The sequence below is a fragment of the Lysinibacillus sp. NPDC093210 genome (genome assembly GCF_044753985.1).
Taxonomy (GTDB): Bacteria; Bacillota; Bacilli; order Bacillales_A; family Planococcaceae; genus Lysinibacillus.
On record NZ_JBIVOE010000002.1, the window covers coordinates 473,645 to 493,233 of the forward strand.

Annotated in this window: 20 protein-coding genes and 1 other annotated feature; of the genes, 1 reads left to right on the forward strand and 19 read right to left on the reverse strand. The window is 37.4% G+C overall.

Features of this window, described 5'->3' with window-relative positions:
• Positions 1-16: 16 nt before the first annotated feature.
• Positions 17-1,585, reverse strand: a complete 1,569-nt coding sequence (locus ACIP9C_RS07830; RefSeq protein WP_401009545.1) for a sodium/solute symporter — start codon at positions 1,583-1,585, stop codon at positions 17-19.
• Between the two features lie 22 nt (positions 1,586-1,607).
• Positions 1,608-1,937: a hypothetical protein gene (locus ACIP9C_RS07835; protein WP_401009546.1), complete on the reverse strand. Its 330-nt coding sequence runs from the start codon at positions 1,935-1,937 to the stop codon at positions 1,608-1,610.
• A gap of 230 nt (positions 1,938-2,167) precedes the next feature.
• On the opposite strand from ACIP9C_RS07835, the gene ACIP9C_RS07840 reads away from it, so the two are divergent.
• Positions 2,168-3,361, forward strand: a complete 1,194-nt coding sequence (locus ACIP9C_RS07840) for an AraC family transcriptional regulator (RefSeq protein WP_401009547.1) — start codon at positions 2,168-2,170, stop codon at positions 3,359-3,361.
• A 179-nt stretch (positions 3,362-3,540) separates the two neighbouring features.
• Here the strand turns inward: ACIP9C_RS07840 and ileS are convergent, their stop codons facing one another.
• From ileS to ftsW, 17 genes are all read right to left on the reverse strand, one after another.
• Entirely contained in the window at positions 3,541-6,309 is a 2,769-nt protein-coding gene (gene ileS, locus ACIP9C_RS07845) for an isoleucine--tRNA ligase (protein WP_401009548.1), read from the reverse strand.
• A gap of 198 nt (positions 6,310-6,507) precedes the next feature.
• Positions 6,508-6,730, reverse strand: a binding site (T-box leader).
• Between the two features lie 105 nt (positions 6,731-6,835).
• Complete coding sequence (locus tag ACIP9C_RS07850) at positions 6,836-7,360, reverse strand: DivIVA domain-containing protein (RefSeq protein WP_340825975.1); 525 nt, start codon at positions 7,358-7,360, stop codon at positions 6,836-6,838.
• Between the two features lie 95 nt (positions 7,361-7,455).
• A complete protein-coding gene (locus ACIP9C_RS07855) occupies positions 7,456-8,244 on the reverse strand; it encodes a YlmH family RNA-binding protein (protein WP_401009549.1) in 789 nt (262 codons plus the stop codon).
• A 104-nt stretch (positions 8,245-8,348) separates the two neighbouring features.
• Complete coding sequence (locus ACIP9C_RS07860; RefSeq protein WP_401009550.1) at positions 8,349-8,627, reverse strand: YggT family protein; 279 nt, start codon at positions 8,625-8,627, stop codon at positions 8,349-8,351.
• Between the two features lie 20 nt (positions 8,628-8,647).
• Entirely contained in the window at positions 8,648-9,142 is a 495-nt protein-coding gene (locus tag ACIP9C_RS07865; protein WP_401009551.1) for a cell division protein SepF, read from the reverse strand.
• Positions 9,126-9,830: a YggS family pyridoxal phosphate-dependent enzyme gene (locus ACIP9C_RS07870; RefSeq protein WP_401009552.1), complete on the reverse strand. Its 705-nt coding sequence runs from the start codon at positions 9,828-9,830 to the stop codon at positions 9,126-9,128. The genes ACIP9C_RS07865 and ACIP9C_RS07870 overlap by 17 nt, the downstream gene beginning before the upstream one ends.
• Before the next feature lie 173 nt (positions 9,831-10,003).
• Positions 10,004-10,240, reverse strand: a complete 237-nt coding sequence (locus tag ACIP9C_RS07875) for a YlmC/YmxH family sporulation protein (RefSeq protein ID WP_173477847.1) — start codon at positions 10,238-10,240, stop codon at positions 10,004-10,006.
• 176 nt (positions 10,241-10,416) lie between these two features.
• Positions 10,417-11,190: an RNA polymerase sporulation sigma factor SigG gene (gene sigG, locus ACIP9C_RS07880; protein WP_024362132.1), complete on the reverse strand. Its 774-nt coding sequence runs from the start codon at positions 11,188-11,190 to the stop codon at positions 10,417-10,419.
• A gap of 114 nt (positions 11,191-11,304) precedes the next feature.
• Complete coding sequence (gene sigE, locus ACIP9C_RS07885; RefSeq protein WP_024362133.1) at positions 11,305-12,012, reverse strand: RNA polymerase sporulation sigma factor SigE; 708 nt, start codon at positions 12,010-12,012, stop codon at positions 11,305-11,307.
• 13 nt (positions 12,013-12,025) lie between these two features.
• Positions 12,026-12,859, reverse strand: a complete 834-nt coding sequence (locus ACIP9C_RS07890; protein ID WP_401009553.1) for a sigma-E processing peptidase SpoIIGA — start codon at positions 12,857-12,859, stop codon at positions 12,026-12,028.
• Between the two features lie 200 nt (positions 12,860-13,059).
• On the reverse strand, positions 13,060-14,229 hold the full coding sequence (gene ftsZ, locus ACIP9C_RS07895; protein WP_401009554.1) for a cell division protein FtsZ: 1,170 nt from the start codon (positions 14,227-14,229) through the stop codon (positions 13,060-13,062).
• Between the two features lie 53 nt (positions 14,230-14,282).
• Positions 14,283-15,566, reverse strand: a complete 1,284-nt coding sequence (ftsA, locus tag ACIP9C_RS07900; protein ID WP_401009555.1) for a cell division protein FtsA — start codon at positions 15,564-15,566, stop codon at positions 14,283-14,285.
• Positions 15,567-15,661: 95 nt separating this feature from the next.
• The gene (locus tag ACIP9C_RS07905) at positions 15,662-16,033 is read right to left on the reverse strand and encodes a small basic family protein (RefSeq protein WP_173477852.1); all 372 of its coding nucleotides are present in this window, start codon (positions 16,031-16,033) and stop codon (positions 15,662-15,664) included.
• A 3-nt stretch (positions 16,034-16,036) separates the two neighbouring features.
• Positions 16,037-16,756, reverse strand: coding sequence for a DUF881 domain-containing protein (locus ACIP9C_RS07910; RefSeq protein WP_401009556.1), 720 nt, complete (start codon positions 16,754-16,756; stop codon positions 16,037-16,039).
• Positions 16,757-16,906: 150 nt separating this feature from the next.
• Entirely contained in the window at positions 16,907-17,635 is a 729-nt protein-coding gene (locus ACIP9C_RS07915; RefSeq protein WP_401009557.1) for a DUF881 domain-containing protein, read from the reverse strand.
• Positions 17,613-18,467, reverse strand: a complete 855-nt coding sequence (locus ACIP9C_RS07920) for a cell division protein FtsQ/DivIB (RefSeq protein WP_401009558.1) — start codon at positions 18,465-18,467, stop codon at positions 17,613-17,615. Before ACIP9C_RS07920 ends, ACIP9C_RS07915 begins: the two co-directional genes overlap by 23 nt.
• A gap of 22 nt (positions 18,468-18,489) precedes the next feature.
• Positions 18,490-19,569, reverse strand: a complete 1,080-nt coding sequence (gene ftsW, locus ACIP9C_RS07925) for a putative lipid II flippase FtsW (RefSeq protein WP_401009559.1) — start codon at positions 19,567-19,569, stop codon at positions 18,490-18,492.
• Positions 19,570-19,589: the final 20 nt, after the last annotated feature.

The following is a 19,589-nucleotide window of genomic DNA, read 5'->3' on the forward strand; positions in this document are numbered from 1 at the left end:
GTGAAAGTATTAGAACCTATGCAGTTTCAGATTCTTTCGAGTGTACGCGCTTCATAAAATCATTTACATCAGCTGGTACTTTACGATCTAACAATGACACAACAATTACAGAAAGGAAACCTACTGGTACAGTAACAATACCTGGGATTTTAAATTGTAGGAAACTTGGCAGTGTTCCTGGTAAGAAAATCATCCACATGGACACAACAAGGCCTATCACCAATCCAGCAATAGCCCCTTTTTCTGTCATACCTCTCCACCAAATACCTAATATAAAAATCGGTGTAAACGTACTCGCAGCAACCGTAAATGCTAAAGCGACTAAATGACCGATAGATGCATCCTTAACGAGTAAACCTAGTCCGCCATAAAGAATACCTAAAATAACAATGGCTACTTTTCCAGCAACTACTCGCTGTTTTTGCGTAATGTCTTTTTTCATAAAGCTTGCATATAAATCATGTGCTAATGCTCCTGAGCTAGTAATGAATAGTCCTGATAAATTAGAGAAGATTGCAGCGAAAGCCCCTGCAATAACAAGACCGAGAAGCCAATCGCCTCCCAAGGCAAGCGCAGTCGTTGGAATAACCATGTTATTGCCACCGAGTACTAAATCTCTCATCACTTCTTCACTTGCACTACCTGAGATGAAAATAGCACGGCCAACAACGCCTAAAAATACCGCTAACAAGAAGAACGTACTGGCAATTCCAATGGCCATCAAAGCGGATTTACGGGCAGCCTTAGCACTTGGATTCGTATAAAAACGCAATAAAATATGCGGTAATCCAATAGTACCTAGCGCTAAACCGATTGTCATACTTATCGTTTGCCAAAACGTTGGGAAATAAAAGCCTGTCCCTGTCCATGCCGCACCATCAAAATTAATATCACTACCATCCAATGCATAAGGTGATGTTCCTGTAATAGGACCATTAAAGGAATTGATGGCTGCTAAAATTTTATCGTAATGCAAGCCCCCATACATTGCTGCAATCAGCATTACAATGAACGCACCTAGACGAATCCAAAGCTCTAATGCTTGGTTGATTGTCGTCCCCTTCATTCCGCCTATTCCTACGTAGAAAATCATCACTACACATGTAAAGATAATACCAAATTCATAGGATGTACCAAAAAACATACTTAATATTTGTGCTGCTCCTAACAGCTGCGGCGCCGCATAGAAGCCTGAAATCGCTAAAACAACAATTACTGCAGCTAAACGAGCTCGTCTACTATGAAAGCGATAGGCTAAAAAGTCTGCCACAGTAAATGCCCCAAAACGTCTCAATGGTCCTGCAACAAAAATGGCTAGTAGCGTCAAGCCAATTGAGAAGCAAAATGCATAATACGCACCATCATAGCCTAGCTGAAATGTTAAACCAGCAATCCCTAAAAATGTAGCTGCACTTAAGTAATCTCCTCCAATTGCTGATCCATTCGTAAACCATCCAAAGCTCCGTCCCCCAACGAAGAAATCAGATGCCGTTGTATTTTTTTTCGTTAAATACGTAATGTACACAATGGTTCCCATTAGTGCAATTGTCAACAACATCTTTGGTTCTAAAATCGTCTCAATCATTCAACCTACCCCCTTTAGTGAACTACTTATTTGACATTTCATATTTTTTCAAGCGCTTTTCATACAAAGTCGTATGGACATATGCAATAACAAAGGCCATCACCATCATGACAACTGTCGTGACAAACCACGTTACAGTCATGCCTCCCCATACTTTCTTAAATGCAATTTCAGGAGCAAACCAATTCATTACTGGGATACTAAAAATTAAAATAAAATAAAATACCGTTAAGCTAAAGCCTGTAGTAAACTCATCCTTCATAATTTTATGTGTCGTCGGATCTAACGGTGGCAAATCTCTGACATCCACAGTTCCAGCCTCCACATACTCATAATCATGACTCCCCGCCATATTACTAACCCCCTTTTGTCTAAGTGAATAATTATCTGAAATTTCAAATTATTATTCACTACAACTATTCTATTCTATTTTTCTAATAATATAGGTACAATATTTTGCTGTATTAGTACAAAATATTGCTATTTTAAGTTAAAATACTTTTATCAATCTTCTTTTTATTTTTTGATTTTAGAAAGGGGCTGTTTAGCATTTTAAGCGTCGTCTGGTACGTTGAGAATTCAATGGAAAAACAGCAAATGATAGGATGGCTAGAAGAATTCCTCCCATATACATTTACTGAATGTACACAACCGAGTGCACAAGAGGTGGCAATTTTCGTCTATGAAATTAACCATTTATTTGATTGGGTAAAGGTCAAACGATTAAAGAAAAATTATCCTAATAGTATTATTGTCCCTATTGTTGCAGTACACTTAACCTATTCAGTAGGTATTGCCATTGAATTAAATTTACTAGCACTTCTTATTAAACCTTTGCAAAAACAAAAATTTTTACGAATTGTAAAAAAGCTTTATACATCCTATAAAGATCAGCAAGCAAGTACCGTTACGATGCTTGAGCTATCACAACAAATCCCACACAATCATACGTCACCATTTCGCGAAGCTTTTTTGAGACGACTAATACGAGGTGAAATTAGCAACGAACAGGAAATTGTACAAGCTTCTTCGTTTTTATCAACTGACTGTATTCCAAATATCGTTTTTTTAATCCAAGGCTATGTAGATGCTCAGCAAAACCGACCGATACTGTACGATGCAAGTAGTGTAATTACCAATGTCTTTCGTCAGCATTTTTCGGACAAAGCACCGCTGTCCTTTTTAAATTTCGAGCGTTACTTATTATTGCTGATGCGGATTCCTCATACGTATACATCATTTAAACATTGGACAGAGGGTGTCACTACTTTACTGACTGTTATCGAGCTTTTAAAAAGAGATTATAATATCCACCTTTTTATAGGAATTGGTGGTGTGTTTTTGCAATCTATGCAAGTTAAAGAATCCTACAGTCAGGCTAGAAAAGCACGTAGAAAGCCACCTGTAGATAATATTCATATACGATTTTACGAGGACTTAACGAAGCATGAACAGCTACAAAAGGCTATTCAATATATTGAGGAGCATTATGATGAGCAACTAATTATTAGTGATGTCGCCAAATCAATTAATTTTAGTCCTACTCACTTTAGTCGCTTATTTAAAAAAGAGACTGGTCGTAATTTTGTTGATTATGTAGCGTATACTCGCATAATTAAAACACTCCCCTATTTACGGAAATTTGACTACACCATTGAAAAAATCTCAGCAAGTTCTGGCTTTAATACACCCAATTATTACAGTCTTACATTTAAAAAATATGTAGGAATTTCTCCAACTGACTACCGCAATACAATCGAAATATTGTTTAAGTAAATATACTGAATGCCCGGTTCTCAAAACAACTTCGTACAGACACCCTCGCTTACGTCCCATTCAACGTTACTTTCCACTATCGTACTTAACTATAGATCGGTATGTTCACAGCTATCCATTCATATAAAAAATGAGCAGTCGATTTCAGCATCGACTGCTCATTTTTATTTCATGAAATTTTATACGTAATACTTTTCAACAACTTCTGCACAACGAGCACATACTGTTGGTTGCGCTTCATTTGTTCCAACTGTTGCAGAAATTGACCAACAACGCTCACATTTCTCGCCTGTTGCTTTTTCAACAACAATTGATACATGTTCTAATGCTAGCGCTTCAGCAGGAGCTGATTCAATTGGTGCTACCTCAAAAGCAGAAACGATTGAAAGCTGAGCAAAATCAATGTTTGCATCATTCAATAATGCTAATACTTCTGGTTTTGCATAAACTGTTACTTTCGCTTCAAGAGATTTACCGATTGTTTTAGCATTTCGAGCTTCTTCTAAAGCTTTTAAAATATCATCACGTACATCGATAATTGTTTCCCATTTTTCACGTAGCTCATCGAAGTTTGCTTGCTCAACTACTGATGGGAAGTCTGTTAATTGAACTGATACCTCTTCCACAACACCTTGAGCGTGTAAATAAGACCATACTTCATCTGTTGTATGCGGAATAATAGGTGTCATGATTTTTACTAAAGTCATTAATGTATCGTAAATAACTGTTTGCATTGCACGACGATCGTGATTGTCATGACCTTCAATATAAACAACATCTTTTGCGATGTCTAAGTAGAATGAAGATAGTTCTACAGCAACAAAGTTATTAACCGCATGGTAGACAGCAGCAAAATCATAACGATCATAAGCGCTACGTACTGTTTTCAATACATCTTGTAAACGCATGTAAATGTATTGATCCATTTCACGTAAATCTGCATATGGTACACGGTCTTTCAATGGATTGAAATCAGCTACATTGCCGTGTAAGAAACGGAATGTATTACGGATTTTACGGTAAACTTCAGATACTTGCTTTAACATATCCATTGAAATACGAACATCGGCAGTATAATCTACAGAAGCTACCCATAGGCGTAAAATATCAGCACCGTATTGATCCATTACCTTTTGTGGAATAATTACGTTCCCTAGTGATTTACTCATTTTGCGACCATCGCCATCTAGAACGAAGCCATGTGTTAAGAGACCTTTATATGGTGCATAGCCATTAATCGCCACAGACGTAATTAACGACGAGTTAAACCAACCACGGTGTTGGTCAGACCCTTCTAAGTAAAGATCAGCTGGATATTTAATACCACGTTCAACTAGCACACCTTGGTGAGATGATCCTGAGTCAAACCATACGTCCATAATATCGTTTTCTTTCGAAAATTCACCATTTGGACTACCTGGATGTGTAAAGCCTTCTGGTAATAATTCTTTAGCCGTCATTTGGAACCAAATATTTGATCCATGCTCACGGAATAGTGTAGAAATACGTGCAATTGTTTCTGGCGTAATAATCGGCTCACCGTTTTCAGCATAGAAAATTGGAATTGGTACACCCCATGCACGTTGACGAGAAATAACCCAGTCTCCACGATCACGAATCATATTATAAAGACGTGTTTCGCCCCAAGCAGGTGTAAATGCTGTCGATTTAACCGCTTCTAATAATTCATCACGGAAAGCATCAATTGACGCAAACCATTGTGGTGTAGCACGATAAATCACTGGTTTTTTCGTACGCCAGTCATGTGGATACGAGTGCGTAAAGAAGTTCAGTTTTTCTAATGCGCCAACTTCTTCTAATTTGGCAGTAACCATTTTGTTTGCATCATTGTAAAAGACACCTTCAAAGCCTGGTGCTTCGTCAGTATAACAACCACTGTTATCCACTGGACTTAGAATTGGTAAACCGTATAACTTACCAATCTGATAGTCATCTTCACCGTGTCCTGGAGCAGTATGAACACAACCAGTACCAGCCTCAGCAGTAACGTGCTCACCGACCATTACAAGTGATTCACGGTCGTAGAATGGATGTTGTGCTACGATGCGATCTAAAGCTTCCCCTTTTACTTCTTGGATAACTTCATAAGTTTCCCAATCAAGCTCTTTTGCAACTGTTTCAAGCAATTCTTTCGCAATAATGAACTTTTTATCCGCTACTGCAACAACAACATAGATGAATTCTGGATTTAGAGAAATCCCTAAGTTCGCTGGTAATGTCCAAGGCGTAGTCGTCCAAATAATAAATTTCGCATCAGCTGGTACAACACCTTTTGCATCTTTAATCGCAAAGCTAACATAAATAGAAGCTGATTTTACATCTTTATATTCAATTTCAGCCTCTGCTAATGCAGATTCTGAAGATGGTGACCAATATACTGGTTTTAAGCCTTTATAAATATAGCCTTTTTCAGCCATTTTACCAAACACTTCAATTTGTCGAGCTTCAAATTCTGGTTTTAACGTAATATATGGGTTTTCCCAATCACCACGAATACCTAAACGACGGAATTGCTCACGCTGATTGTCGATTTGTTCATAGGCATATTTTTCGCACAGCTCGCGGAAGTCAGCAATAGACATTTCTTTACGTTTTACACCTTTGTTCGTTAAAGCTTGCTCGATTGGTAAACCATGTGTATCCCATCCAGGAATATAGTTGACATGGAAACCTGTCATTGAGCGATGACGTGTGATCATATCTTTCAGCACTTTATTTAATGCGTGACCAATATGGATATCACCATTTGCATATGGAGGGCCATCATGTAGAACATATTCAGGGCGACCTGCTGTACGCTCCATTTGTAGTTTATTGATGTCCATCTCATTCCATTTTTCTTGCATTTTTGGTTCATTCGCAGGTAAATTTCCGCGCATTGGAAAATCTGTTTTTGGCATTAGTAACGTTTCTTTATATTCAACCATTTGTAAATTCCTCCTTTATTTTTTGCAAACAGAGAACAATTGCTAAGCATTTAATTACATTCGACAGATTCTTGTAAGCCCCAAGCAAAGGTAACTAGGACACATCTTGTGCCAATCATTTAAATTACGCCTTTTTGATATACTTTCCTAGTGACACGCAAAACAATCCATTAACAACAAAAAAGCCCCTCAATCCCTGTAAGGGACGAGAAGCTTGAACTCGCGGTACCACCCTAGTTGTAGTACATAATTGTACTACCGCTTGAAAGCACGTTAACGTTGTGCGCTCCGAAATAACTTACTAAACGTTCAGTTATTTAGCTCAGAAGTGATTTTCTTTGTTATTTGCTTGTCTGGGCTCACACTATCCCCAAATCGCTTTTCTACACCTAACAAATACTGTCTTCGTCTCTGCCTATATGCATATCTGTTCTTATTTAATTACTATTACAATAGTATATGGAAATCCATGAATTGCGTCAAGTCATATTCATTACATGACTACGTCACTTTTTCAATGGACGGTTTAGATTTCTTCTGATTCTTGCGCTTCCTCAACAGAAGACTGAATTTCTGTTAAATCAATATCATATTGCAATAAATGATCCCAATCGTCTGCATTAAGCAAATCCAACTGTGCTTCTACAAGCATTTTAAATCGATTGCGGAAAACTTTTGACTGCTTTTTCAGCTCATCTATTTCTATTGTTACTTTACGTGCTTTCGTTAATGCCTCATTAACAATACGATCGGCATTTTTTTCGGCTTCTTTCACAATAAGCTTTGCTTCTTTTTGTGAGTTTCTTCGTACTTCATCTGCTGCCTCTTGAGCGACAACAATTGATTTTTGTAATGTTTCCTCTAAAGAATTAAAATGTCTCGCTTGCTCTAAAGCCATTTCTAGTTGCTTATCGACATCTTTTTTTTCACGGAGTAGTTTTTCATAATCTTTAATAATTTGATCTAAAAATTCATTTACTTCATCTTCAGCATATCCCCTGAAAGATTTTGTAAACTCCTTATTATGTATATCAATAGGTGATAATGGCATACGATCCTTCTCTCCTTTACATGTACATTCGTAATTTCTATTATACAATTGTTCTAACAACTTAGCAGTAAAAATAAATAGAAATTACATGTTTTTTAACCTTTTTGGGTCAAACGACCGATTTGTAAACGAATTTTATCTTTCTTTGTTCGGCCTTCTGTCATTATTATTTTCACGCGACCACTACCTCGTACTGATAAAATATCACCTTCTTGACATTCAAAAGCAACACTATCTCGTTCAGTCCAGTTTACACGCACTTTTTTTCCACTAATAAGTGCTTGTGCTTTTTGACGAGACACTTTTAATATCGTTGCAATAATGACATCCAAACGCATAGAAGAAACGGTATGAGATTCCTCCTGCCAGTCATCTTCATTTTCAATAAGCGCTTGTGACTCTTTAATTGATTCTACATGCACTTTAACCTTTCCAATCCCCGTTAAATGAAGGCGTACATAATCTGCTACCTCTTCAGCGACAACAAACTGCACTTGCTGCTCATTCACCCGAATATCTCCGAATTTAGCCCTGTCTAAGCCTAATGATAATAGGGCACCGAGCACATCTGGGTGGCGTAATTGGACAAATCTTGCAGGATAGTGAATTGTAAATACGGTAAGCTGATAATCTTCCTCTTGCGGTTCGAAATACGTTGGGAAAATAAGCATACGTTGCCGTTCTGCCTCATGAAACAAGCCATCGCTTGTCGTTTGAAGCATAGGATTTTGCGCAATGATAGACATCACGATAAAACGCTGCCTTGGATCTAAAAAATCTGTAAGTTTCGGAGCATAACGGTCTTCCACCTCACGTTGCCAACTTACTACCTGCTCAATAAAAGGCTGCTCGTCCTTCCTAAAATGTTGTATTAAATGCTCCATCTTTCGTTCACCCCATCTACCTCATCCATTTGAAACTACTAGTTTATGTATATCTAGTATTCCCTTTTTACACAAAAAATCCCCACTAATTGTGAGGATTTGGACTAAAACATAAAGAATATTTTTTGAATCACAATAAAAAGCCCATTTTTAATAAAATTCAACATGAATATTGCCACAATCGGAGAAATATCAATCATGCCAATAGGAGGAATGATTTTTCTGAAAAGCCCTAAGTATGGATCACATATTCTTTCAAGAAAACGGCCAATTGCTGAACTTTGAGCAGCTGGTACCCAAGACATTAAAACATATGCTACTAGCATAAATGAGTACACAGTAAACGCTAAATCCAAATAATGCAAAATTATATAAAAAGTCATATAAACTACAATCCTCGCTATTAATTATCGTCTAAAATAAAATTTGAAATTTCGCCAGACACTTCTACATTATCTGGTGTGCATAAGAATATATCTTTGCCTATACGTTGAATATCTCCACCAAGCGCATAAACTGTACCGCTTAAAAAATCGATAATTCGTATACCTTGTTCTCGTTCAATACGTTGCAGATTAACAATTGTTGCTCTTTTGTTTTTTAAGTTTTCTGCGATATCCTGAGCCTCTGCATAAACTCTCGGTTCTACCAATACAACCTTTGCACCTTTTGTATTCATAGCTGCTTGTAAACTAACAATATTATTATTAGCATTTGTACTTTGCGGTACAATTTCATGAATCTGTGCCTTACGTTCTTTGATGACCTTTTTAGATGGTTTAGCTGCATGAATCGGTTGTTGCACGGGTTGTTGCTGTTGAATAGGAGCTTGCGTGATTTCTTCTTCTAGGTCTTCTTCAAGATAAAAGAAGTTTTTAATTTTATTTTTCATGCTCATCCTGTTCCCCTCTTTCATTTCCAACAAGAGCCGTTCCGACTCGAACGAATGTAGCTCCTTCCTCTACCGCTATTTCAAAGTCATTAGACATGCCCATTGATAACTCGGTACAAGGTGCGTGTGCGAATCCTCGTTCGGCTATTTGCTGTTGACATTGTTTTAATTGTTTAAAAACAGAGCGAATAATTGTTTCGTCCTCTGTATTTGGTGCCATTGTCATTAAACCTACAACTTGAATTTTCGTGAAGTCTTGTAAAGATTCAATAAAAGTTACTGCGTCTTCTGCTGTTAAACCATGTTTTGATTCTTCCCCTGACACATTAACTTGTACAAAACATTTTACCGCTTTTGTTGCTCTTTTTTCAATTTCTTCAGCTAAGCTTAGACGATCCAAGGAATGTAAGTAATCAATTTCGTTAATAACTTGTTTTACTTTTCGAGTTTGTAATGATCCAATATAATGCCAGTGTACATTTGCTTGAATGGCTTCAATTTTTTGTTTTAAGCCTTCAGGACGATTTTCACCTAAATGTATAAGCCCTGCATCAATTGCTTCTTGTGTTCTCTCAACGGAAACCTCTTTCGTAACAGCAATAATTTGAACATTAGTTGCCTCACGATTTGAACGCTGTTGTGCTGCTTGTATTTGATTATTAATTTTGTCTAAATTTGTTAAGATTTTCGTCACTGTTTTTCCCAACTTTACAACTTAGTTTCCTTTATTGTAACAAGCAACTCTTCATTTATCAATGAATAGCCTGACCTATAATAATGCTGATACATTTACGCTGCTCACACGAAATGAGGGGCTACAGTCTTACTGTTCGAAAAATATGAGCGAGCAGCACAAATGCTATGATTCTACGATAATGCCTTTACTAGAATGACATCCTTTCCGACTACAAGGACATCTTTCATATACACTTTTCTTATTGATTCTTCTCCTCTAAAAAACCCTAGATATTTTCGTGGCTCTGCAATCATAAATGCCGTTACATAGCCCGTTTCTTTTGATACTTCTGCATCTACAACAAAGCCTAAAAAACGTCCATTCCCTGCTTCTATTACTTCTTTTTGCTGTAACATCGAGAAACGCATCTGTATCCCTCCTACTAAATCAATTACCATTGTGTTTTATGTTGAGCTCAAACAATTACAATGCTTATTGATTAGTTGCTGTATTGCAAATAAAAAACTATGACCGCTATCTTCATGTTCGCACTAACGCAATGAAGATAAAATGCGCACCGAAGTTTCGGGTGCGCATTGTCTACTTACTTATAATCTTTCTGCATTGTTTCAATGGCATTTTTTTCTAGACGTGAAATTTGCGCTTGGGAAATCCCTAATTCTTTTGCAATTTCAGTTTGTGTCTCACCATAATAAAAACGCTTAGCTACAATCATTTGCTGACGTACATCTAACTTTTGTAAGCTTTCTTTCACAGACACGTAGGCAACCCATTGATCTTCTGATACATCATCATCACGTAATTGGTCCATCATATAAACAGCGTCTCCACCGTCTGCATAAATGGGTTCTTGTAATGATACTGGGTCTTGAATGGCATCTAAAGCAAATAATACATCTTCTTTTTTCATGTCAATCATTTCTGCGATTTCTTCAATCGTTGGTTCTCGCAAATTATCGGTTATCCATTGCTCTTTTGCCTGCATCGCCTTATACGCAATATCTCTAAGAGAACGAGAAACACGTAATGCATGATGATCACGCAGATGGCGACGAATTTCACCAATGATCATTGGTACAGCATATGTTGAAAATCGTACATTATGCTTTAAATCGAAATGATCAATGGCTTTCATGAGGCCAATACAGCCTACCTGAAATAAATCATCTGCCTGTTCACCCCTGTAGGCAAATCGTCCGACAATACTTAGCACTAACCTTAAATTACACATTACAAGCTCTTCCCGAATCTCTGTTTCTCCTGCTTGTAATCGAATGAAGAGTTCCTTCATTTCTTCGTGCTTTAAAATTGGCAAAGTCGATGTATCTAAGCCGCAAAGATCTACTTTTGTTCGCATATTCGATTCCTCCGGATGTTATTCTCTGACTAAACCGTTACATCAGTTTGTCCGACAGAATCGAGAATATGCAGAAAAGATGTGACCAATTTTAGGTAGGATAAATTTCCCTATCTAAGATATTGGCTGATTCAAATTTTCTCGTAAATCTTGTATAATTTTCTTTTCTAACCTTGAAATATATGATTGCGAAATTCCTAAATGATCTGCTACTTCTTTTTGCGTCATTTCGATTTTACCGTTTAATCCGAAACGACATTCCATAATATAACGTTCACGTGCACCTAATAAATTAATGGCATGGAACATATGCTGACGTTCGATTTTCTTTTCAACATTATCTAAAATAATATGTTCCTCTGTCCCTAAAATATCAGATAATAGTAACTCATTTCCATCTGCGTCAGAATTTAGTGGTTCATCTAGTGAAACTTCACCCTTCATGCGACTTGTTTTACGTAAATGCATCAAAATTTCATTTTCAATACAGCGTGATGCATACGTTGCAAGTTTAATATTTTTATCGGTATTGAACGTTTCAATCGCCTTTATTAAGCCAATTGAACCAATACTAATTAAATCTTCAATCGGCGTACCCGTATTATCAAAACGTCTAGCAATATAAACAACAAGACGTAAATTACGTTCAATAAGTGTATCTCTAGCTCGTAAATCTCCGTTCATAAAGGATGCAATGACTGTGACTTCTTCTTCTCGACTTAGTGGCACTGGCAATGAATCATTTCCCCCTATATAGTACGTTTCACGACTCCGAAACTTACCCCATAATTTTTTCAAGCTAGCAAGTAGCCTAAGAAGCAATAGTTCTCCCCCTCTATGAGTTATTTGAAAGCGCTGAAAAATGTAAAATTGCTGCTGTGCTATGCGGAAAATTTTTAGCTTTTTTTGTTAAAACGATGTATTCATTTGTTTTCACTTGTGATGACTCGCCTTTAATATGCAATTCATCAAAGCGAAAGCCTAAGACAACAGTTTGTTGTTGTACAGTATTAACATGAATAAATCGAATAAGACGCTGATAATCTACTGAAAACATTGATACATCGTAAGGATCTGTATCTTGCCATTGCGATAATGCATCTCGAATTGTTGCTGGTAAATAAGGTCGTAGCGCTGAATACGAAACGAAATGGACAGGTTTTCCCGACAGTGGCTCAATACATTGATTTCCTGTATCTACAAATGCCGAAAGTGGGATAACTTCATCAAAAACCTTTAAGGTCGTTTGAAATACAAACTGGCCACTTACACGCTCCAGCTTGACAAATCCCCATTGCTTATAAAAGATAAGGAGATTACCAAATGCCAGCAATATGCAAAGTACAATAAAGTGAATGACAGAAAGATTCTTTAAATACGGTTGTAATGCTGTTAACAGTCCGCCAATAACAATCGTTGCGGTCAGTACAATAGGACCCTGCTTTTGAAAGCTTCGAAGTTTAAAGCGAAAAGCTAGACCAATCAGTACAATAAAACTTAGCACAATCGTAAGCAGCATTTGACCACCGATTACAGCTATAAAACTACTAATAATTGAACTCATTAATAATCTCGTATTCTTTACATAAACGCCTGTAACTTTTGCCGTAAACGTCAAAATTGCTAGATTATAAAGCGTATTAATGAGCACCAGCCATTCTCCATACATAACAGCCGCCTCCTACTTACAAAGTTAGCACGCCAGCGCCACAAATATTGTCAAACAATCGCATGATTTCCTTAAAATGTTTTGACAAAAAACATCGTTTCCTTACACAAAAAGTGCCAGACACGCAAACAATTCAGAATTGTTTGCGTGTCTGGCACCTAAAAAACTCGTATTTTACAGAAGTAAAATACGAGTTTTTATTATCCGCGATTTTTACGGTTACGTAAAAATGCAGGTACTTCTAACATATCATCTTGTCCATAATTTTGCTGATTTTGACGCTGTGGTTGTTCTTGCTGAACATGTACCTCTTGACGCTGCTCACGAATAGGTGCTTGTTGTTGAGGAGCAGCTTGTCGATTATTATTAATGCTGTTAATGCCTGGACGAGTATTTCCTCGGTGTTGTTGTAGCGCCTCTTCTGTGAAACCAGTCGCAATAACAGTTACAATGATTTCATCTTTTAAATTTTCGTTAATAACCGAACCGAAAATCATGTTAACTTCTTCATCCGAAGCCGATGCAACAATATCTGCCGCTTCTTGTACTTCAAATAAACTTAGGTTAGAGCCACCTGTAATGTTCATCAAGACACCTTTAGCACCATCAATTGATGATTCAAGTAATGGGCTTGAAATTGCCTTTTTAGCAGCTTCTGCTGCACGATTTTCACCTGTCGCAATACCGATACCCATTAATGCAGAACCTTTGTTAGACATAATTGTTTTTACGTCAGCAAAGTCTAGGTTAATCAGACCTGGTGTTGCGATTAAATCCGAAATACCTTGTACACCTTGACGTAAAACGTTATCCGCTTCACGGAATGCTTCTAGCATTGGAGTCGATTTGTCGACAATTTGTAATAGCTTGTCGTTCGGAATGACGATTAATGTATCGACAGCTTCTTTCATGCCACCAATACCACCAATTGCCTGTGTTTGTCGCTTTCGCCCTTCAAAAGTAAAAGGTCGTGTTACAACACCAACTGTTAGTGAGCCTAAATCACGTGCAATTTGGGCAATAACCGGTGCTGCACCAGTACCTGTGCCTCCACCCATTCCAGCTGTTACGAATACCATATCCGCACCGCGTAATACTTCTTCTAATTGTTCACGACTTTCTTCAGCCGCTTTTTTCCCTACTTCTGGATTAGCTCCTGCTCCTAAACCACGCGTAAGTTTTGTACCGATTTGTAGCTTAATTTCTGCTTTCGATAAATTCAAAGCCTGTGAATCTGTGTTCACTGCGATAAAATCAACACCTTGTACACCATGCTCTATCATTCGGTTTACAGCGTTGTTACCGCCACCACCCACACCAATGACTTTTATAACTGCAAGTTGATCAACACTTGTATCAAATTCTAACATTCTTTTTTCCTCCCACGGTAACTCGACTCTGTATCATTCATTACGCATTCAAGTTAATCAAAAAATTTATCAAATAATTTTTTTGCTCTACCGATTACGCTTCCTTTTGATTCTGTAGGTGTAGCATATTCTTGCTTTTTAGATGCTGGTGCTTGACCACCGACAACCGCATACTCAATAGGCTGCGTATTCGTACCTTTTCCATAAAAATCATCTTCTAGATAGGCGTAACGAATTAGTCCAACTGCCGTCGTAAATGAAGGCTCTCTAACGCCAATATAATCTGGAGTATATATTCTAACACGCGTTTGCAGTATCTGGCGTGCTAATTGAGCAATACCATCTAGCTTTGCAACACCACCAGTTAAAACAACACCGCCTGGCAAATCGCGAACGCCTAGACGTGCTAACTCATCAATTACTAGTTCAAATAATTCTTCTAATCTAGCACCAATAATTTCTGAAATAAAGCGTTGGCTGTACTGATCTCTTGAATCTGTACCTACAACCGGCACTTCAAAAAGTTCATCGTCTGAAGCATCATCGTAAAAGGCATGTCCAAATTGGTGTTTAATTTGCTCCGCTTGATCTGTCGGTGTTTTTAAAACAATTGAAATGTCTTTTGTAATATGATCCCCACCTACTGGAATGACACCAGTATGTGTAAGTAGCCCCTCTTCAAATACCGCAATAGTTGTTGAGCCGCCACCTAATTCAATAAAGGCTGTACCTTGGTTTTTTTCATCTTCCGTTAATGCAAAATAACCAGCCGCCAGTGGTTGTAAATAAATCTCTCTAATGCTTAATCCCGCTTTCTCTACGCAACGAAGTACATTGTGTAACAGCGTTTTAGAGGTCGTAATCATTGTCGCATCCATTTCGAGACGAATACCAATCATACCTCGTGGGTCTTTAATTTCGTCTAAATTATCTACTATAAACTGTCTTGGAATGATGTTGACTAATTCACGTTCAGGAGGTATTGACATGACTTGTGCAGATTCTACCACTCTGTCTAAATCATCATCTGTAATTTCTCTATTTTCACTATTTACAGCGACAACACCTTTAACTAGTTGTAACATCGTCTGATTAGCTGGAACGCCTAAAACGACTTCATCGATTTGATAACCTGTCATTCGTTCTGCTTGTTCTACTGCTTTTCGAATAGATTGAACTGTTGCATCAATATCAACAATTGCACCTTTTCGAACCCCATTCGATTTTACATTACCGACCCCAATTACATGTAATTGTCCGTCGCTCATTTCACCTATTAATACTTTGATAGAGGAAGATCCTATATCGAGTGATATATATAATTCTTGATGATTCAAATTCGCTGCACCTCCTTGAAAATGCTCTTAATTTCATTCTATTGTAAATCTTGCCTAATGTCTAAGCAAATCGAGTATTTTGGTCAATTTTTCTCTCATTCTATGGAAGTTTTTTTCTTATTGTGACGTTTTTCATCTAACCGAGTTAGTAAAATACGCCTAATTATTGCTATATTTTGGAATAAACGCACTCCAAAGGCGAAAATGGCAGCTAAATACAAGTCCACCCCTAAATTCACACCTATGAATGCCAATCCCGCCGCAAGAACTATATTAAAAAAGAAACCTGATACAAATACTTTATCGTCATATACTTGTTGTAATTGAGCTCGAATACCTCCGAATAACGTATCTAATGCAGCCAGCACTGCTATTGACAAATAATTTTCATAGATAGAGGGAATTTGGATATTTGTTAACAAGCCAAGCGCTAGTCCAAATACCAAACCTAAAAATGGTAGCCACATATATTAATCTCCTTTTTTGACCTCTGTTAAATAATCATTCGTCAATGGTTGATCGAATGCAGGTATGGTTAACTGTGCAGTAGGCTCCTCTATCACTAATTTAAAATTATCTAAATAAAATGAATCGATAAATGTTGAAGCTTGAATAGAATTATACATTTTTTGTGCTGCCTTATATGTGCTTGTCCCAACATAGATTTCGAAAGGTGGTGATGAAAGTGCTACACTATTCACCGTCGTTTTCCCATTTATGTCTCTGATGGCGGATGTATGAACAATGCGATTCCCATCAATGGCAACACTAGCAGCATCATATTTAAATAATTCATTCAGTAATTGGGTAAGTAAGTCCGGAGAGATCTCTTTCATTTCATACCCCATTGCAACTAATTCCGGCGCTGGCTCCACTCGGAGTACTACCCCTGGACCTGTAGTTTCCGTTAAGCCTGCCTGTTGTTTTAATTGATTGACTGTGTCATTTAAAACAACTTGTAAATTAGCTTTTTCAGATTGCTCATAGCGACCCATTACCTCATTAAGTGAGCGAATATCTGCTAATAATGTGGAATGCCTTTGCTTTTCTTCTGCTAATTCCTCTCGTATGGCCCAAATATCTCGTGTATCTCGCTCAGCTGGTTTTTGAATGGTATTGTATTGTACCGCTATCATCAAACCGATAATAAATAGCACGATCGTTATTCGGGTGTACATATTTTTTTTCAAAATAGCCCCTCCTAGACGTATCGCAAACCATTACTCCTTGATATCGTTAAATTTAGATGTTGAATTGTAATATGAACAATTTTTATCTAGGATATCCGTGGGAGGCTTTACCTAATTTTCACCCTATGTGTATTCATGAAATAACAGTCGTTAACTTTCAACTTTTACATTTGGCATTGTTAATTTTTGATTTTCTTCTAATGACACAACAATATTGTCATTTAACAACTGATCTACTACGCCACCACTTAAGTTCAATGAAGCACGAAGTGTTGTAGAATCCCCTATGGCCTCAATTACAAAGGGGGCAGGGTGTTGCTTGCCGTCAATTGTAATAACAGGTCCATTACATCTTATATAGGAATTAGCCAAGACCCGTTGCCCATTAATGGCAATTGCCTGTGCTCCAGAAATTTTTAATTCATTTAATAATTTAAACACATGGCTTTCGTGGACGATATAATCATTAGGGTTTACAGATTTAGGATCGTAATCGCCATCTTGAAGCGTTATACGTATACCCTTTCCTTCTGAACTTAAATCACCTAATAGTAAACGTAAGTCTTCTGCTTCTTGAACTAATTGTTTAGAATCCTTTTCATTCGAAGCGAATTCTTTTTCATAGTTCCGAATCTTTTCTTGTAACTTGTTCGCTTCTTCTTTGAGTTCTTTATTGCGCTCTTGCTGTTCAATCAATTCCTCACGATACGTATCTTCTTGCTCAAATAGCTCAGATTTAATGGAGCTTGTTTGTCGATTGTCCTTTGCTTGGTTGTATGAATAGCCGATGATAAACCCAGTAGTTATACAAACGATGAGGAGCTCAAATTGTTTCCTCGTAAAGAAATTCCCTTTGCTATTCTGTTTCTTGTTGTTCATCTTCATTCACTTCCTGGTTGGCGGCATTTTCATCAGGGTTGTCCGCTTTTTCATCAGGGTTGTCTGTCATGTCAATGCTGACTTTATTGTACTCATCATTAAAAGGACGGTAATATGAGCCAACCTCGATGTCAATAACACCCTTTTCTAAATTTGCTATTTGCGCAACAATTGAAGGATAATAATTTAGCTTTTCAGCTAATGTTGGAATAACTGCACGTACTTCATAGCCATCATTCATATAAAGCTTGACCGCATTAGGATTAGCCTCATTACTGTTAGTATTGACTTGGGAGATTAAAGCTAATACTTCTGGTTTTAAACGTGCTAATTGCTCTACAAGCTTGTTAATTGTTTTTTCTCCTGTAATGCCAATAAAAACAGGTGCATCAATAGGGATATTGTCGCCCGCTTGTTCAAACTTCTTACCGTTCTCCAACAATGGGTAATAAGTTCCGTCACCAGCTAGATACGCAACTTTTTTCCATTCCTTAATATCAATCGTGACGCCCCGCAGCCATTTGCGCTTGACATGTGCCTCTTGTACCCATTTGTCCTTTAGCAATGCCTGCTCTACATCTTTTACCGTAAAACCCCACATCGACTTTCCTGGTGCAAGCGTACTAGCTTCTAAATAATATTGTTCATCAGCTAGTTGGGCACCATTAACCGTAATGCTTTTAATATCACTGTAAGGAGATTGAAAATAAAGGAGTACAGCTAGCACTAAAAAGAAAAGTAATATTAGGACAATGAATTTTCGATTTGTACGCTTTTTTCGTCGCTGTTTAAGCGTAGGGATGCGATCTTCTATATCAATTACTTTCTCCATAAAAAGTACTCCTCCTTTATATTTATTTCGCTAATTGATAAATAATACCTATTATTAACCACATTGTTACTAAAGATGTTCCACCATAGCTAATAAAAGGTAATGTGACACCGGTTACAGGAACCAAACCGATAACTACAGCTATATTTAAAAACGCCTGTACAGTTAACATTGTCACAAGTCCAATAATCGCATAATAGGATGTTCGTGTTTTAGCCTGTACTGCAAATTTGTAACCAGCGTATATTGTCAGTACAAATAGTGCTAAAATAACGAGCCCACCTACCAAACCAATTTCTTCTAAAATAATCGCGTAAATAAAATCATTTTGTGGCTCAGGTAAATATAGAAATTTTTGTCTACTTTGACCAAAGCCATGTCCAAAAATCCCGGCTGGGCCAATTGCCATTAAAGATTGTACCGCTTGGAATCCACTTACCAATGGGTCTGCCCAAGGATCGAGAAACGCTTCAATACGTTTAAGTCGATATGGTGCTGTGGCAATCAAGCCTACTAATCCAGCAACTCCCGCTACCATTATCATCGCATAAAGCTTTAACGGGTACCCTGCCACAAATAACAATAAAAAAACAGATACAACTAGTATAAATACAGACCCAAAATCAGGCTGAAGCATAATTAACGCAACGGGTAATATTACGATAACAGCATGTCGCCAATTAACGATTGGCGTACCAGTTTTGTGCTGTGCCAATATATGACTGATGTACACAAGCACTGTAATTTTTGTTAGCTCAGCAGGTTGTATCGTTAATGGTCCTACACCAATCCAGCTTTGTGACCCATTTCGTTCAAGCCCAATACCAGGTATCAGTACAAGGACTAGTAAAACCAACGAAAATATATAAGCCATCTTCCAAAAGGATTGCTCTTTTAATATGTTTAATCGAATGGTAATTAAAAACACTACAATGCCTACCACAAAATACAAACTTTGTTTCATATAAAACGGCATTTTTCCACTATAATGAACGGCACTCCAATAGGTACCTGCAGAATAGACGAAAATAATGCCGATTATTGATAGCATCAAAGTTGTGACGAGCAATAAATAGCTTTCTTTCCCTCTCAGTAATGCCATCCTTCCACATCAAGTATATT

Excerpts from the sequence above, each read along its gene's own strand:
- ACIP9C_RS07830 (WP_401009545.1), bottom strand. The coding sequence starts at position 1,585 with ATGATTGAGACGATTTTAGAACCAAAGATGTTGTTGACAATTGCACTA.
- ACIP9C_RS07835 (WP_401009546.1), bottom strand. The coding sequence starts at position 1,937 with ATGGCGGGGAGTCATGATTATGAGTATGTGGAGGCTGGAACTGTGGAT.
- ACIP9C_RS07840 (WP_401009547.1), top strand. The coding sequence starts at position 2,168 with ATGGAAAAACAGCAAATGATAGGATGGCTAGAAGAATTCCTCCCATAT.
- ileS (WP_401009548.1), bottom strand. The coding sequence starts at position 6,309 with ATGGTTGAATATAAAGAAACGTTACTAATGCCAAAAACAGATTTTCCA.
- ACIP9C_RS07850 (WP_340825975.1), bottom strand. The coding sequence starts at position 7,360 with ATGCCATTATCACCTATTGATATACATAATAAGGAGTTTACAAAATCT.
- ACIP9C_RS07855 (WP_401009549.1), bottom strand. The coding sequence starts at position 8,244 with ATGGAGCATTTAATACAACATTTTAGGAAGGACGAGCAGCCTTTTATT.
- ACIP9C_RS07860 (WP_401009550.1), bottom strand. The coding sequence starts at position 8,627 with ATGACTTTTTATATAATTTTGCATTATTTGGATTTAGCGTTTACTGTG.
- ACIP9C_RS07865 (WP_401009551.1), bottom strand. The coding sequence starts at position 9,142 with ATGAGCATGAAAAATAAAATTAAAAACTTCTTTTATCTTGAAGAAGAC.
- ACIP9C_RS07875 (WP_173477847.1), bottom strand. The coding sequence starts at position 10,240 with ATGCGTTTCTCGATGTTACAGCAAAAAGAAGTAATAGAAGCAGGGAAT.
- sigG (WP_024362132.1), bottom strand. The coding sequence starts at position 11,190 with ATGCGAACAAAAGTAGATCTTTGCGGCTTAGATACATCGACTTTGCCA.
- ACIP9C_RS07890 (WP_401009553.1), bottom strand. The coding sequence starts at position 12,859 with ATGTATGGAGAATGGCTGGTGCTCATTAATACGCTTTATAATCTAGCA.
- ftsZ (WP_401009554.1), bottom strand. The coding sequence starts at position 14,229 with ATGTTAGAATTTGATACAAGTGTTGATCAACTTGCAGTTATAAAAGTC.
- ACIP9C_RS07905 (WP_173477852.1), bottom strand. The coding sequence starts at position 16,033 with ATGTGGCTACCATTTTTAGGTTTGGTATTTGGACTAGCGCTTGGCTTG.
- ACIP9C_RS07915 (WP_401009557.1), bottom strand. The coding sequence starts at position 17,635 with ATGAACAACAAGAAACAGAATAGCAAAGGGAATTTCTTTACGAGGAAA.
- ACIP9C_RS07920 (WP_401009558.1), bottom strand. The coding sequence starts at position 18,467 with ATGGAGAAAGTAATTGATATAGAAGATCGCATCCCTACGCTTAAACAG.
- ftsW (WP_401009559.1), bottom strand. The coding sequence starts at position 19,569 with ATGGCATTACTGAGAGGGAAAGAAAGCTATTTATTGCTCGTCACAACT.